Genomic DNA, 13,979 nt, shown 5'->3' with positions numbered 1-13,979 from the left:
TCCTAGGCATTCGCGGGGGCTTCGGCCAGCGCCGAGATGACGGTCTTGGCAATGGCCTTGTTGGCCTCGGGGGACCCGATGGAGATCCGGATCCCGTCCCCGGGGAAGGCTCGCGCCCAGACGCCTGCGGCGCGCAGCACCGCATCCACGGCTTCGGTGGCGTCCCCGGTGGAAAGCCAGATGAAGTTGGCCTGGGAATCGGTGGCATTGATTCCGGCGGTGCGCAGTTCGGCGAGCAGGGACTCGCGGGCGGCGACCAGCTCGTCGATGCGCACCTGCAGCTCGTCCTCGTGTTCCAGGGAAAGCACCGCGGCGCGCTGGGCCAGCGCGGTGACGCCGAACGGGATGGCGGTCTTGCGCAGGTTCGCGGCGACCTCCGGTGGTGCCACGGCGTAGCCGATGCGCAGCCCGGCCAGACCATAGGCCTTGGAGAAGGTGTGCAGCACCGCGACGTTGGGGTAGCGGTGGAAGAAGTCCAGGCCGATGGCCGAGTCCGGGTCGGTGTTGAAGTGGACGTAGGCCTCGTCGATGACCACCAGCACGCGGGCCGGGACCTGGGCCATGAAGGCATCCACCGCGGCGGTGTCAACGACGGTGCCGGTCGGGTTGTTGGGGTTGCAGATGAACACCAGCGCGGTGCGCTCGGTGATCGCCGCGGCCATGGCGGGAAGGTCGTGGGCCCCGTGCCCGTCCAGCGGCACCATCACCGGGGTTGCCCCGGCCACGTGGGCCAGGATCGGGTAGGCCTCGAAGGAGCGCCAGGCGAAGAGGACCTCGTCGCCCGGGTTGGTGGTCGCGTGGATCAGCTGTCCGGCAACCTCCACGGATCCGGCGCCCAGGGCGATGGTCTCCGGCTCCACGCCGAGGCGTGCGGTCAGGGCGCCGACCAGCTCGGGGGCCGCGGCGTTGGGGTACTGGTTGATGGTGCCCAGCTCGGATGAAAGGCCGGCGATGACCGAGCCCAGCGGCGGATAGGGATTCTCGTTCGAGGACAGCTTGAAGGCCTGCTCCCCGGCACCCGGGGTTGCGCCCTGCTTGTAGGCGGGGATCGCGTGCAGGGAAGTGCGCTGGACAATGCTCATGGTGGGGGGTGCCTTTCGAAAAACAAGCCGTTCGCACGTCGCCGGTGACGTGACTCACAAAAGCTACGAAAATAAGCTCCGGCGGGTCAACCGACCGGCAAAACACCGCACAACATGTACACAAGGGTCACTGCGTGTCGTGAATCACTGGACATTGTGCCCAATGTTTTTTCTAGCCGCATTCAGCGTACCGCCATTGCGCTGCACGCCGTTTCGCGAGCGCCGGCCGGGCTCCGGCGGGGCCTCGGGATTCTGCGCGGCGGCATCCCGCGCCAACGGGATGACCCGGTTCTCGAAGTGCGTTTCCAGCACGATGGACGAGGAGGAGCGGCCCATGCCCTCGGTGGAGGAAATCGCATCGAGCACCCGCTGCAGGTCCGCGGTCGAGCGGGCGACGATCTTCACCAGGAAGTCGCTGGAGCCCGAGACGGTGTGCAGCTCAAGGATCTCGGGGATCTGGGCGAGCTTCTCGGCCATGCCGTCCTGGCCCAGGTTCTGCTGGATCTGCAGCGAGCAGAACGCGGCGACCGGGTATCCCATGGCCGCGGCATCGATGTGCGGGGCAATGCGGGTGATGACCCCGGATTCGTGCAGCCGGTTCAGCCTGTTCTGCACCGTGCCGCGGGCAACGCCCAGGCGCTTGGAGCACTCCATGACCCCGATGCCCGGGACGTCGGTGAACAGCTCGATCAGCGACACGTCCAACGAATCGATTCTCATGCGCCCCAGTATGCGACGCGGCTCGCCATCGAAGCGAATCGGCCGGGTGCCGGCTCACCTTCCCAGGATGTGGCGCAGGTGCTCGTTCAGCAGCGTCCCGTGCGGGTCGACGGCATCGCGTTGGGCCAGGAAGTCGCCGAAGCGCGGGTAGGCGGCCTCGAAGAATGCGCCGTCGCGGGTGTGCAGCTTTCCCCAGTGCGGGCGCCCGTCGAATTCCGTGAAAACCTTTTCCACGCTTGCCAGGAAGTCCCCGGCCGGTTCCCGCGCGTAGCGATGCACGGCAATGTATGCCGTCTCCCGGCCCGTCGCGGTGCCCAGCCAGGTGTCGTCCGCCGCGGCCGACCTGACCTCCAGCGGGAAGGAGATCTTCTGCGGGTAGGCCTCCACGACCCGGCGCACCTGGTTGAAGGCCGCGGGAAGGGCTCCGAGCGGGATGGCGTACTCCATTTCGCGGAAGCGGACCCTGCGCGGGGCCACGAACACGCGCTCGGACTGGTCGGTGTATTCGCGCACCGCCAGCGCCCTGGCGGCAAAGCGGTTCAGCCTCGGCACCATCCAGGGCAGGGCAGCCCCCAGCCTGCAGGTCAGTGCGAAGGCCCCGTTGCCCAGCAGCTCGTCGTCGATGAGCCGCGAGCGCAGCGGCACCGGGTCGCTGGCCGTGTTGTCGGGCAACCGCTTATTGGTCTTGGCCAGGGCCACCTCGGTGTGCGGGAACCAGTAGAACTCCAAATGGTCGGTGCCCGCGCAGCGTTCCACGAAGGATTCGAGCATGCCCTCCAGCGGTTCGGGGGCCTCGAGCGCGCGCAACTTGAAGCGCGGGACGCATTGGAGGGTGACCTCGGTGAGCACTCCCAGCGCGCCGAGGCCCACTCGGGCGGCCTGGAACAAATCCGGGTTGGACGTTGGTGAGCACTCGCGCGCGCTGCCGTCGGGCAGCACCAGGCGCAGCGCGGTGACCATTCCGGAGAAACCGGTGAAGCCCAGCCCGGTCCCGTGCGTGGAGGTACTGATCGCCCCGGCCAGCGACTGGTGGTCGATGTCGCCCATGTTGGCCAGCGCCAGACCGTGGGGTTCCAGCAGGCGCGCCACGTCCCGCAGCCGCGTCCCGGCGCGGAAACGCACCCGGGCCGTGGCCGCATCGACGTGCACGATCCCGGTCAGCGCATCGAGGCTCAGCAGCAGCCCGTCGCTGGCGGCGATCGGTGTGAAGGAATGCCCGCCGCCGACCACCTTCAGCCGAGTGCCGGAATCGTTGGCCCCGGCCAGCAGGGTGGAGATCTCGTCCTCGCTGCCCGGGGCGGCCGTTCCGGAGGGGCGGGCCACGACGCTTGCCGCCCAGTTGCGCCAGGTCCCGTTCCGGTCCAGGCCCTCGAGCCGTGCCGTCCTCACAGGAATGCCTTCCCTTCCCCGCGATAGGTGGGTTGGCATTCGATGATGCGCCCGGCGGAATACACCGCCACCTCGTTAAGGTGCTCGGCCAGCTCCCCGGCCTTGGCGTGGCGGAAATACACGGTGTCGCCCAATGCCAGGGTGTTCGCGGCGGCGCCCGCCAGCGGGGTCTGCACCTCGCCGGCGCCCTCGGTGCCGCGGTACTTCAGCCCCCTGGGCCAGGCGATGGTCGGCTGCCTGTCGGTGCCCGGCGGGCCCGAGGCGATCCAGCCCCCGCCGTGCACGGTCACGATCCCCGGGCCGGGGCGGCGCACCACCTGCAGCCCGAAGTGCAGGGCCGGGCGCGGCTTGAATCCCCGGTACCCGTCAAAGAGCCCGGGTCCGATGAGCCCGGAACCGGCGGCAACCTCGCTCACGGCCGCCTCGGCCGCCGTGGATTCCAGCGATCCGGTGCCCCCGCCGTTGACGAAGCGCAGCTCGGCCATCGAGGAAAGTGCAGCCACCGCCTGCGCGCGGCGATCGCCGATGTCGGCGGCCGAGGCCCGCTGCATGCGGCGCACGATCATCCCGCGCGGTCCCGGTACGGCATTCGGGACCCCGGCGATCTGCCCCTCGTAGGCCATCATCCCCACCAGAGCCAGGTTCCTGCGGTGCATGATCGCTGCCCCCAGTGCCGCAACGTCGGCCGCGGTGCGCAGCGGGGAGCGCGCCGCGCCGATGCCCACCCAGCGCACCGGCCGGTAGGAGGCATCCAGCTCGATCGCGACCTGCACGGGCGGGTGGTTCGGGGCCGCTGCTGCCAGGGCGTCGAGCTGGGCCGTGTCATCGACCATCAGGGTCACCTGTTCCAGGGCCACTTCGCTGGCGGCCAGTGCCGCAAGTGCTGCCGTATCGGTGCATGGGTATCCCACGACGATGTCCCGGATTCCCGATTCGGCAAGCCAGATGGCCTCGTGGAGGCTGAAGGCCAGCACCCCCGCGTAGCCGCGGCGTGCCAGCGCGCGTTGCACCGCAAAGCGGATGCGCAGGGACTTGGAGGCCACGCGGATGGGTTTGGACCCGGCGCGCCGGGACAATTCCGCGGCATTCGCGTCGAAGTCGTCAAGGTCAAGGATTCCCACGGGTCTTGAATCCAGGCCGGCTTGTTCCAGCGCCCGGGAATAGGACGTAAAGCGTTCGCGGTCACCGGCGTGGCGGGCGGGTGGTGCATCAGGGGTGGTTGGCACGTGGCGGCTCCTGGAACACTGCGGCGACTTGCGGCGTGACGCGTGTCACTGTCCGATGGTCTCAATCTACAACAAATACCGTACAGCTCCCGGCGTCCCGCGGACCGGGCCGTTAAGGTGGGGGAATGGATGAGGGAATCTATTCGCGCCCGGCACCGCAGCGTGAAGGCACCGACCTGGTTGTGGTGCTGCACGGGTACGGCTCCAACCCCGAGCGGATGACGGGCTGGTTCGACGAACTACCGCCCCACGCCACCGGGGTGGCACTGCGCGGCCCGATGGATGTGGGCGGGGACCGCGGCTGGTTCCTGCTGGACTACTTCCTGGCCAACGACTTTGCCCAGGTCGTCGCCGCCGCCCAGCGGGTCTTCGACTGGCAGGACCGCCATGCCCGTGGTTACCGCTCGATCAGCCTGCTCGGGCATTCCCAGGGCATGGCCATGGCCACCACGCTGCACCGGTTGCGGCCCGGAACCTACAAGGCCCTCGTGGGACTGAGCGGCTTCGTGCTTTCCAACGAGCTGCTGAACCTCACCGACGCGGTCCCCGAACCCGGGAAGGCGATCCCGTGCTTCTGGGGGCGGGACCCGCATGATGTGGTGATCAACCCGGATGCCATCGACCACACGGACCGGTGGCTGGACCAAAACACGGCGCTGACCGCTCGCACCTACCCGGAGATGGGGCACGGGTTCGGAGCGGACGAACGCCGCGACGTGCGCAACTTCCTCAAGCACTACCTGGCGCCCTGAGCGGGCAGGCGCCTGGCGCGGGAATCAAGCAGGATCAACCGGATGGTTGATCCGGGCGGGAACGTTTCCGGGCAGGGTTGGTGGTGGGATGCGGCAAGGCCCCGGCCCTTCGGCCCTGCCGGCACAACCATCGCCTGCCCGGGCACCGCCGAAAGAAGGAACACTCTCATGATGCGCCTGCTGTACACCGCCTTTGCCTTTGGAATCACCGGGGTCCTCTCGGGCCTGTACTACCGGGAGCTGACCAAGGCCAACGACTTCATGGACCGCTCGGCGTCCCAGCTGCCGCTGGTCCACACCCACCTGCTGGTGCTTGGCTTCGTGTTCCTGCTCATCGTGCTGGCGCTGGAGAAGATCTTTGGAATCTCCGCCGCCGCCCCGCGCGCCTTCACCTGGTTCTACTGGCTCTGGACCGTTGGCGTCGCGGTGACCGGAGGCATGATGCTCGTCAAGGGCACGCTGGTGGTGCTGGGCACCGACGCAAGCTCCGCGGCCTTCGCCGGGATTGCCGGCCTGGGACACATTTCCCTGACCGTTGCCGTGGTCGTGCTGTTTGTTTCCCTGCGGACGGCACTGATGAAGGCCGACACGCTCGGCCCGGTTGCGCCGGCGCTCGGCGGTCGCTGAGGGGGAGACCAGTCCGGTTGCGCCCGCGGCGCGGCACCTTCCGCCGCGGAAACTCGCCGCTCCCCGGGCTTCCCGCCGGGCGGGCGGTGCGGTTGCCAGCATATGCCCAGCGAAAATACGTTTACGGCGACCGGCCCGGTGCCCATAGAGTGGGGGCAGGATGAAAAAGAACCCCATTACCTCCACTGTCATCGGCCCCGACGGCAAGCCCAAGCCGGGGGTGCAGGGCGCCATCATGAAGGCCGTCGGCGTGCAGCGCCCGCTGGTCCTGGCCTACCTGCGGCGGATGCGGCGCAAGAATCCGGGCCGCAGCGCGGCGGAACTGGCCAAGCTGGTCGAGCGCGACTACCTGCTCACCATCACCGGCTCCGGTGCCGCGGTGGGTGCCACCGCCGCGATCCCCGGCGTGGGAACCGTCGCGGCCCTGGGGTTCTCGGCCGCCGCAACCGTGGCCTTCCTCGAGGCCAGCGCCCTCTACGCCCAATCACTGGCCGAACTTCACGGCATCACCACCGAGGACCCGGACAAGGCACGGCTCCTGGTCATGGCGATCCTGCTTGGCGACGAGGGCAGCTCGATGATTTCGGCCCTGACCCACCAGGCCGCAGGACACGGCGCGGGACCCGTCAAGGGCTGGGCGGCAATGTTCGGCACCAACAAACCCTCCAGCCTGGTCTCGACGCTGCAGGGAACCATGCAGCGGACCTTCCTGAAGAAGATGTTCGCCACCCAGGGCGCTTCGATGCTCGGGCGGATGGTCCCCTTCGGCATCGGGGCGGCGGTCGGCGGATTCGGCAACCGATTCCTGGGCAAGAAGGTCATCGAGGCGGCGGCCCTGGCCTTCGGCACCCTGCCGACCACCATTCCCGGGCAGCTGGTCAGCGAGGGCGAACGGCGCGAAGCCATGGCCGAGGTCGAGGCCGGCATCGAGGCCGAACGCCAGCGACGCGGAACAAGCCTGGAAGCCGGCGAGACGCCCTAACGCAGCAGCGCGTTGGCCACCGTGAAGATGGCCAGTCCCGCCAGGGAACCCACGACCGTGCCGTTGATGCGAATGAACTGCAGGTCCCTGCCCACCTGCAACTCGATCTTTTCGCTGGTTTCCCGCCCGTCCCAGCGGGCCACGGTCTCGGTGATCAGCGACGTGATCTGCCCGCGGTAGTTTTCCACGATGTAGCCCACGGCGTTGCCCACCCACCCGTTGACCTTCGCCGCGAGCTGCGCGTCGTCGCGCAGCCTGGCGCCGAGGTCGCGGATCGCCGCGATCATTGACCGGCGCAACTCCGATTCCGGGTTTTCCATGGCGTCGATCAGGCCGGCCTTGATCGAGGACCAGCTGGTGGCCGCAAGATCACGCAATTGCGCATCCCCCAGCACCGAATGCTTCAGGGCCTCGACCTTGGCGATCATTTCGTCGTCGTCCTGCATGTCGGTGGCGAATTTCTCCAGCCACGCATCGATGCTCAGCCGCATCGGGTGGTGCGGATTCTCGCGCACGGCACGGACGAACTTGTGCAGTTCGCGGTGAAGTTTCTCGCCCAGCAAGGTGTCGACCACCGCCGGGACCCAGGAGGGGGAACGCTCGGCGACCAGGGACACGATCATGACCCGGTTGCCTGTCACCCACTGCTCGGCACGTTCGGCCAGCAGATCCACCGCGGGCTTGTGGTGCCCGTCGGCAACCACGCGCGCCATGATCCGCCCCAGGGTCGAGGACCAAACGGGTTCGAGCATGTGTTTCTTGGCCAGGGATTCCAACAGGGCCAGCACGTCGCGGTCGTCCAGGACCTCCAGCACCGCCCGGGCCACCGTGGAAACCTCCTGGGCTACCCGGGTGGCCGCCTCGTCCTTGGCCAGCCATGTCCCGACGCTGCGCGAGACATCGAATTGCTGCAGCTTGGCGTCCACGACCTCCCGGGAGAGGAAGTTTTCCTGCACGAACTGGCCCAGGCTCTCGCCGATCTGGTCTTTCTTGCGCGGGATGATCGCGGTGTGCGGGATCTTGAGCCCCATGGGGTGCTTGAACAGGGCGGTGACAGCGAACCAGTCGGCCAATGCGCCAACCATCCCGCCCTCGGCCGCCGCCCGCACATACTCCAGCCACGGGTAGCTGTGCTGCAGCGCGAAGGCCACGGCAAAGACCACGGCAAAGACCACCAGCAAGGACGTGGCCAGGCGTTTCATCTTGCGCAGCGCGACCGCCTTGGCGGCATCGCTTGCTGCGGCAAGGCCGAATCCTGTCGATGTCATGGGGCGGCTCCCTTGGCCTGGGCGTGCGGGTGGGACAGGGTTCCAACGATAGTTCACGAAGCCACAGGCGCGGGAAGCGGCACGGATGCCGTGCCCGGAGGTAGCGTGAAAGGCATGAGAACCCTCGTCTACGCCCACCGCGGTTCGTCAAAGGCCTACGCGGAAAACACGCGCGCCGCCTACATGCAGGCCCTGGCCGACGGGGCCGACGGCATCGAATGCGACATCCACCTGAGCTCCGACGGCTTTGTGGTGTGCCACCACGACCCGACCGTCGATAGGACCTCGGACTCCAGCGGGCGGGTCGGCGAGAAGACCCTGGCCGAACTGAAGGCCCTGGATTTCTCGTCCTGGAAGAACCCGGCGATCCCGGCGGCCTTCGGGGGCCTGCACGAGCAATTGGTGACACTGGGCGAACTCGTCGGGCTCCTGCGGGACGCCGGCCGTCCCATCGGACTGGCCGTGGAGGTCAAGCATCCAAGCCCCTTCGGCAGACGGCTGGAGGAAACGATGTTTGAGGAGCTGTCGGCCCTGGGCTGGGACGCGGGGACCTCCATGCTGGGCGACATCCATGTCTCATTCATGAGCTTCGACCCGAATTCGGTGCGGTACCTGATGGAACGGGTGTCCCCTGAACACGTCTGCCAACTGGTCACCGAGGTTGACGAGGAATGGATCGATGAACTGGTCAAGGCCGGGGAAACCGACAGGGCAGGTGTCGCGGCGGTGCTGGCCCAGGCCATGACCGCGGGCGTCGACCTGCTCAGCTCCGGGGTGCCGCAGCTGGCCGGCCCGGGCGTGGCCTACATGCGCAAATACCCGCAGCTGACCGATGCGTGGCTGGCCCGCGGAGCGGTATTCCGCGTGTGGACCGTCGATGACCCGCAGGACGCCAGCTACCTCGTGGGCCGCGGGGTCGCCCAACTCACCAGCAACGTTCCGGCGGCCATCAAGGAACATCTCGGACTGGGCGGGCGGCAGGGAGCCGGGGCGTAGACTCGCCATCGTGGAGCCACAAGCAAACTCGTATTTTTCGGACACCTACCTCTTCGAGACCGACGCCACCGTCATTGCCGTCGGCCTCACCGAGGCGGGAGATCCGTGGGTTGCCCTGAACCCGAACATCTTCCATCCGCGCGGCGGCGGGCAGATGGAGGACGCCGGCACGGTCGATGGCCGTGAAGTCACGGTTGCCCGCCACGAGAACGGCCTGGTGGTCCTGACCGGCGCGGGACTTCCCGGGCTCGGGACCACGGTGCACGCCGCCGTGGATCCGCAAACACGCCTGCTGCATGCGGCCCTGCACACCGCCGGCCACCTGGTCGGATTCCTGGGCGAGGAGCGGGGCTGGCGGCACAGCGGGCACAGCCACTTCCCCGGCCAGGCCCGCCTGGACTTCCACCCCGAATCGGTCACCGAGGACCTCGGCGACCCGGACACCCGTGCCGCGGTCGTCTCACGGCTCCAGGCGCGGATGCAGGACCTGGTCGACACCAAGGCGCCGGTCACCAGCAGCATCGACGCGCACGGAATCCGCACCGTGGCCATCGCCGGAGTCAACGCGGAGCCGTGCGGCGGAACCCATGTCAGCGACCTGGGGGCCTTGAAGGATGCCCGGATCCTGGATGCCAAGATCAAACGCGGGGCACTGAAGGTGCGCTACGAGGCAACACACGCCTAAGCCCGGGCCCGAGACGGCCGCAGGCCGCGATGCACACGGCGGCATCGGCGATGGCTAAGCTTGATGCCGTGCCACCCCTCATGACTCCAGCAACCAAGATCGGTGCATCCATTGCGGTTGCCACGGGGCTTTACGCGATTTCCTACGGCGCGCTTGGCGTTGCCGCCGGGTTGAACCTGTGGCAGGTCATGGCGCTGAGCCTGTTGATGTTCACCGGGGGCTCGCAATTCGCCTTCATCGGCGTGATCGCCGGCGGCGGTTCCCCGGGGGCGGCCTTTGGCGCGGCGACGCTCCTGGGCGTGAGAAATGCCGTCTACGGCATGCAGATCAAGGCCATGCTCAGGCCGCACGGACTGAAAAAACTGCTGGCCGCGCAGGTGACCATCGATGAATCCACGGCCACCGCCGCCGGGCAGAGCGACCCCGCCGAACAGAAACGCGGTTTCTGGGTCGCGGGGATAGGCGTATACGTCTTGTGGAATATCTTCACCGTCGCCGGGGCCCTGCTTGGCGACGCACTGGGCGACCCCAAGGCCTGGGGCCTTGACGGCGCCGCGGTGGCGGCGTTCCTCGGGCTGCTGTGGCCCCGCCTGAAGTCGGCCGAACCGGTTGCCATTGCCACGGTGTGCGCGTTGGCCACCGTCCTGGCGATCCCGCTGGTCCCGCCGGGTGTCCCGATCCTGGTGGCGGCCCTCGTCGCGGGCGTCTGGGGCTACTTCGGGCGCGGACCTGCAACGGAGGGGCTTGAACCGGATGTCGAGCCGCGCACAACACGAGAGAATTCCGAATGAGCGAAATGTGGTGGTGGATCCTGGCCGGCTGCGCGGCAGCCTACGGCTTCAAGCTCCTGGGCTACCTGGTCCCGGAAAAGATCCTTGAAAACGAGAAGATGACCCGTGCCGCGGGAACCTTGACCATTGGCCTGCTGGCGTCGCTGACCATCGTCAACACGGTGGCCAGCGGAACCACGGTGGCATTCGATGCACGGGTGGCGGCCCTGGTTGCCGCCGGCGTCGCACTGCTGCTGCGCGCACCGTTCCTCGTGGTGGTCATCGTCGGCGCCGGGGCCGCTGCCCTGGCGCGATACCTGGGTTGGGGCTAGGAACGTTGCCCCGGGGCGCTGGCAAAAACCAGCGTCGAATAGGTGTTGCCCGGCTCCAAGGCGATTGACACGAAGCCGGGACGAGCCGTGCCGGTGACGAAGACGTCCACCGTGGCAACCTTCCGGTCGCATGGAACCGCCAACACGTTGCTGTGCTCCAGTTCCAGCTGGAGCGTCCCGGACCCGGCGCACACGGCCATCAGCGTCAGCCGGGTTCCCTCGTAGCGCCCCAGCTTGGCGGTTGCCTTGACCTTGGCCCGGTCCTCCGATCCCATGCCCATCAGCACCTGGGCCTCGCCGGGAACCAGATCCATGAGGTTCTCCAGTGCATCGGACGGGGACGCCCGCGACGAGGCAAGGGGCCCGGCGGAGCAGCCGCCCAGCGCACAGAGCAGCACCGCGGCCGCGCCGATCCTCAGCAATGCCCCCACGTCCACCGTCTCCCAAGTATTTGCCGGTTGGGCTTGAGCCTTGCAGAGCCCTCGGCACTTGGCAAGGAAAACACCAGCGGATCTTCTTGTATGTCGTGTTTCCGGCACCGGCAAGTGACATGTCGGTGCCGCGGTGGCACAGTGGAAGCATGATTGTTGCCTTCTCTGTCGCCCCCAGCACCGACAACACCGACGGATCGGTCCACGAAGCCGTGGCCGCCGCCGTCAAGGTCGTCCGGGACTCCGGCCTGCCCAACTCCACCTCATCGATGTTCACGGAACTCGAAGGCGAATGGGATGAGGTCATGGACGTCGTCAAGCGGGCCACCGACGCCGTTGCCGCCTACGGCTCCCGGGTATCCCTGGTGCTCAAGGCAGACATCCGCCCCGGCTACACCGGCGAGTTGACAGGAAAGATCGAGCGACTGGAAAAGGCCATCAACTCACAGGAGTAGCAAACATGGACACCCCAGCTGCCGTGCCCGACCCGGCCGACGTCGACAAGTACCTGGTGGAAAAACTGCTCGCCCCGGAACCGGAAATGGCGAAGGCGCGCGAACGCGCCCACGCCGCCGGGTTGCCGCACATCGAGGTCAGCGAGGTGCAGGGCAAGTTCCTGATGCTGCTGGCCCAGATCGCCGGCGCCAGGCGGGTGCTGGAAATCGGCACCCTGGGCGGATACTCGACGACCTGGCTGGCCCGCGGGGTCGGCCCCGACGGGCACGTGACCACCTGCGAGTACGAGCCGTTGCACGCCCGGGTGGCCGCGGACAACCTTGCCGCGTGCGGGGTCGAGGACCGGGTGGATATCCGCATCGGCGCGGCCCTGGACACCCTCGATGCCCTGCTGGCCGAGGGCGGGGAACCCTTTGACCTGGTCTTCATCGACGCTGACAAGGAAAACAACGGCCACTACATCGACCTGGCCATCGCACTGGGCCGCAGCGGAAGCGTCATCGTGGTGGACAACGTGGTGCGCGAGGGCGCGGTGCTTCGGCCCGGGGATCCGCTCTCCGAGGCCGGGCGCATGGTCAACGGCGTGCGGCAGGGGATCGATGTGCTCGGCTCCAACCCGCGGCTCGACGCCACGGCGCTGCAGACCGTCGGTGCCAAGGGCTGGGACGGCTTTGCCCTGGCCGTCGTCCGCTAGGAAGCCCGGCCAACAACCGCCCCCGGGAAGGGGCTGATTCGGGGTGCCCGCTCCTTTCGTCGCGGCGGCCGCCAAGCGCATAAGCTTGCCCCTGTGACTACCGATCCCTGCACCATCCGACTTGCCGTGCCCGAAGACATCCCCGCAGCCCTCGAAATGAAGCTCGCATCCTGGGAAGAAGCCTATGGCAGCCAACGGCCCGCCTCCTTCTTCGCCAACGCCCGCGCCTCCCTGGAACAGCAGGCCGACTGGTGGACCCGCGGCCTGGCCCAGGGCGCCGAGCTGTGGATCGCCACCAGCGCATCCGGCGAGATCGTTGGCGTGGCCGGCGGCGGCCCCGCGGCGGACGACGACGCTGACACGCAGGTCGACATCGAATTGCAGGTCCTCTACGTCCTGGCGTCGCACCACGGCACCTCACTTGGCGAGCGCCTGATGTTCCAGGTGCTGGGGGACCGCGACGCGGTGCTTTGGGTGCTTGAGCACAACCCGCGTGCCCGCGGGTTCTACGAGAAGCACGGCTTCGTCGCCGATGGCCGCGTCGAGGCATTGGTCGAGGACTGGGCAGGACTCAACGAGGTGCGCATGGTTCGCCGTGGTGCCAACCGTGGCTAAGGGCAGGAGCAAGGGCGGGCGGAACAACGCGCCGATGGCACCAACCACCCTTGCCGCACCGCAGGACGGCCCGCTCGAGGGCATCTACCCCATCGACACCGGAACCGCGGAACTGGAACGGGACCCGTACTCGCCCACCGGCTGGCTGCTGCGCATCAACGACGTCCCCTCCTCGCACGTGGACCTGGCCGACCCCGGGCACCTGGACTTCGAGTACATGCGCTGGATCGCGGCCCTGATCCGTTCGCGCTTTGTCCCCTCGGAGATCGAGGCGGCGGGGCACAAGCTCAGGGTCCTGCACCTGGGCGGCGGCGCCTGCTCGATGGCCCGCTGGGCCTCGGACACCTACCCCAATGCCCGCCAGGTCGTCGTTGAACTCGACGGGAAGCTTGCCGCCCTGGTGCGCGCCTGGTTCGACCTTCCGCGCGCCCCGTTGCTGCGGATCCGCGTGGGGGAAGCCGGGGCAGTGCTGGCCACGCTCACCGACGCCACCCGCGACCTGCTCATCCGCGACGTCTTCGCCGGGGACCAGACGCCCAAGGACCTGACCACCCTGGCCTTCACCGCGCACGCGGCCCGCGTGCTCGATGCCGACGGGCTGTACATCGTCAATTGCGGGGACACCCCGGCACTGGAAAACGCCAGGCGGGAGGCCGCCACGATCGGTGCTGTCTTCAAGCACGTGGCCATCGTCGCGGACCCGACCATGCTCAAGGGCCGGCGCCACGGAAACGTCATCATCGCCGGCTCCAACGCGCCGATCCCCGCCGGGGCCGGTTTCATCCGCGAACTGCTCGGTGGCGGGGTCCCGGCCCAGCACTGGGACGATGCCACGGTGCGCAACTTCGCGCGGCACTCCGCCGCGGTCTAGGACGGCACCGCCTGCGGGCCCGGAAACCGGTGCCCGCCCGCCGGCCGCTATAGGCTTGGGTTCCGCGACGGAACCGCAGCGGA

The 13,979-nt window shown here is 68.2% G+C and carries 17 protein-coding genes; 11 read left to right on the top strand and 6 right to left on the bottom strand.

What is annotated here, in order from left to right:
- Positions 1-2: 2 nt before the first annotated feature.
- From hisC to JOF46_RS01850, 4 genes are all read right to left on the bottom strand, one after another.
- On the bottom strand, positions 3-1,082 hold the full coding sequence (gene hisC, locus JOF46_RS01865; protein WP_209905768.1) for a histidinol-phosphate transaminase: 1,080 nt from the start codon (positions 1,080-1,082) through the stop codon (positions 3-5).
- 144 nt (positions 1,083-1,226) lie between these two features.
- The gene (locus JOF46_RS01860; RefSeq protein WP_209905767.1) at positions 1,227-1,802 is read right to left on the bottom strand and encodes an Lrp/AsnC family transcriptional regulator; all 576 of its coding nucleotides are present in this window, start codon (positions 1,800-1,802) and stop codon (positions 1,227-1,229) included.
- 54 nt (positions 1,803-1,856) lie between these two features.
- The gene (locus tag JOF46_RS01855; RefSeq protein WP_342592332.1) at positions 1,857-3,191 is read right to left on the bottom strand and encodes a D-arabinono-1,4-lactone oxidase; all 1,335 of its coding nucleotides are present in this window, start codon (positions 3,189-3,191) and stop codon (positions 1,857-1,859) included.
- Positions 3,188-4,417 (bottom strand): alanine racemase, encoded by a 1,230-nt coding sequence (locus JOF46_RS01850; protein WP_209905765.1) that lies wholly within the window; start codon positions 4,415-4,417, stop codon positions 3,188-3,190. Before JOF46_RS01850 ends, JOF46_RS01855 begins: the two co-directional genes overlap by 4 nt.
- Positions 4,418-4,542: 125 nt before the next feature.
- On the opposite strand from JOF46_RS01850, the gene JOF46_RS01845 reads away from it, so the two are divergent.
- From JOF46_RS01845 to JOF46_RS01835, 3 genes are all read left to right on the top strand, one after another.
- On the top strand, positions 4,543-5,169 hold the full coding sequence (locus JOF46_RS01845; RefSeq protein ID WP_209905764.1) for an alpha/beta hydrolase: 627 nt from the start codon (positions 4,543-4,545) through the stop codon (positions 5,167-5,169).
- 168 nt (positions 5,170-5,337) lie between these two features.
- Positions 5,338-5,796 carry a DUF2871 domain-containing protein gene (locus JOF46_RS01840; protein ID WP_209905763.1) on the top strand — a complete coding sequence of 153 codons (459 nt, stop codon included), beginning with the start codon at positions 5,338-5,340 and terminating at the stop codon, positions 5,794-5,796.
- Positions 5,797-5,956: 160 nt separating this feature from the next.
- On the top strand, positions 5,957-6,778 hold the full coding sequence (locus tag JOF46_RS01835; protein WP_209905762.1) for a hypothetical protein: 822 nt from the start codon (positions 5,957-5,959) through the stop codon (positions 6,776-6,778).
- Here JOF46_RS01835 and JOF46_RS01830 read toward each other — a convergent pair.
- Positions 6,775-8,046 carry a DUF445 domain-containing protein gene (locus JOF46_RS01830; RefSeq protein WP_209905761.1) on the bottom strand — a complete coding sequence of 424 codons (1,272 nt, stop codon included), beginning with the start codon at positions 8,044-8,046 and terminating at the stop codon, positions 6,775-6,777. The two genes, JOF46_RS01835 and JOF46_RS01830, sit on opposite strands and share 4 nt — an antisense overlap.
- A gap of 114 nt (positions 8,047-8,160) precedes the next feature.
- On the opposite strand from JOF46_RS01830, the gene JOF46_RS01825 reads away from it, so the two are divergent.
- From JOF46_RS01825 to JOF46_RS01810, 4 genes are all read left to right on the top strand, one after another.
- Positions 8,161-9,042 (top strand): glycerophosphodiester phosphodiesterase, encoded by an 882-nt coding sequence (locus JOF46_RS01825; protein ID WP_209905760.1) that lies wholly within the window; start codon positions 8,161-8,163, stop codon positions 9,040-9,042.
- A 10-nt stretch (positions 9,043-9,052) separates the two neighbouring features.
- The gene (locus tag JOF46_RS01820; RefSeq protein WP_209905759.1) at positions 9,053-9,727 is read left to right on the top strand and encodes an alanyl-tRNA editing protein; all 675 of its coding nucleotides are present in this window, start codon (positions 9,053-9,055) and stop codon (positions 9,725-9,727) included.
- An 80-nt stretch (positions 9,728-9,807) separates the two neighbouring features.
- Positions 9,808-10,518, top strand: a complete 711-nt coding sequence (locus tag JOF46_RS01815) for an AzlC family ABC transporter permease (RefSeq protein ID WP_209905758.1) — start codon at positions 9,808-9,810, stop codon at positions 10,516-10,518.
- Positions 10,515-10,829, top strand: a complete 315-nt coding sequence (locus JOF46_RS01810; RefSeq protein ID WP_209905757.1) for an AzlD domain-containing protein — start codon at positions 10,515-10,517, stop codon at positions 10,827-10,829. The genes JOF46_RS01815 and JOF46_RS01810 overlap by 4 nt, the downstream gene beginning before the upstream one ends.
- On the opposite strand, the gene JOF46_RS01805 is transcribed toward JOF46_RS01810, so the two are convergent.
- Complete coding sequence (locus JOF46_RS01805; RefSeq protein ID WP_209905756.1) at positions 10,826-11,260, bottom strand: hypothetical protein; 435 nt, start codon at positions 11,258-11,260, stop codon at positions 10,826-10,828. The two genes, JOF46_RS01810 and JOF46_RS01805, sit on opposite strands and share 4 nt — an antisense overlap.
- 149 nt (positions 11,261-11,409) lie before the next feature.
- Here JOF46_RS01805 and JOF46_RS01800 point away from each other — a divergent pair, with 149 nt between their 5' ends.
- The 4 genes from JOF46_RS01800 (at position 11,410) to JOF46_RS01785 (ending at position 13,896) form a co-directional block, all read left to right on the top strand.
- A complete protein-coding gene (locus JOF46_RS01800) occupies positions 11,410-11,715 on the top strand; it encodes a thiamine-binding protein (RefSeq protein ID WP_209905755.1) in 306 nt (101 codons plus the stop codon).
- A 5-nt stretch (positions 11,716-11,720) separates the two neighbouring features.
- Positions 11,721-12,410 carry an O-methyltransferase gene (locus JOF46_RS01795; protein WP_209905754.1) on the top strand — a complete coding sequence of 230 codons (690 nt, stop codon included), beginning with the start codon at positions 11,721-11,723 and terminating at the stop codon, positions 12,408-12,410.
- 93 nt (positions 12,411-12,503) lie between these two features.
- Entirely contained in the window at positions 12,504-13,025 is a 522-nt protein-coding gene (locus tag JOF46_RS01790; protein WP_209905753.1) for a GNAT family N-acetyltransferase, read from the top strand.
- A gap of 34 nt (positions 13,026-13,059) precedes the next feature.
- Positions 13,060-13,896 (top strand): spermidine synthase, encoded by an 837-nt coding sequence (locus tag JOF46_RS01785; protein WP_245347968.1) that lies wholly within the window; start codon positions 13,060-13,062, stop codon positions 13,894-13,896.
- Positions 13,897-13,979: the final 83 nt, after the last annotated feature.

The organism is Paeniglutamicibacter psychrophenolicus (assembly GCF_017876575.1).
Classification (GTDB): domain Bacteria; phylum Actinomycetota; class Actinomycetes; order Actinomycetales; family Micrococcaceae; genus Paeniglutamicibacter; species Paeniglutamicibacter psychrophenolicus.
Note: the sequence above shows the minus strand (reverse complement) of the source record. Positions and strands in the feature narration are given on the sequence as shown.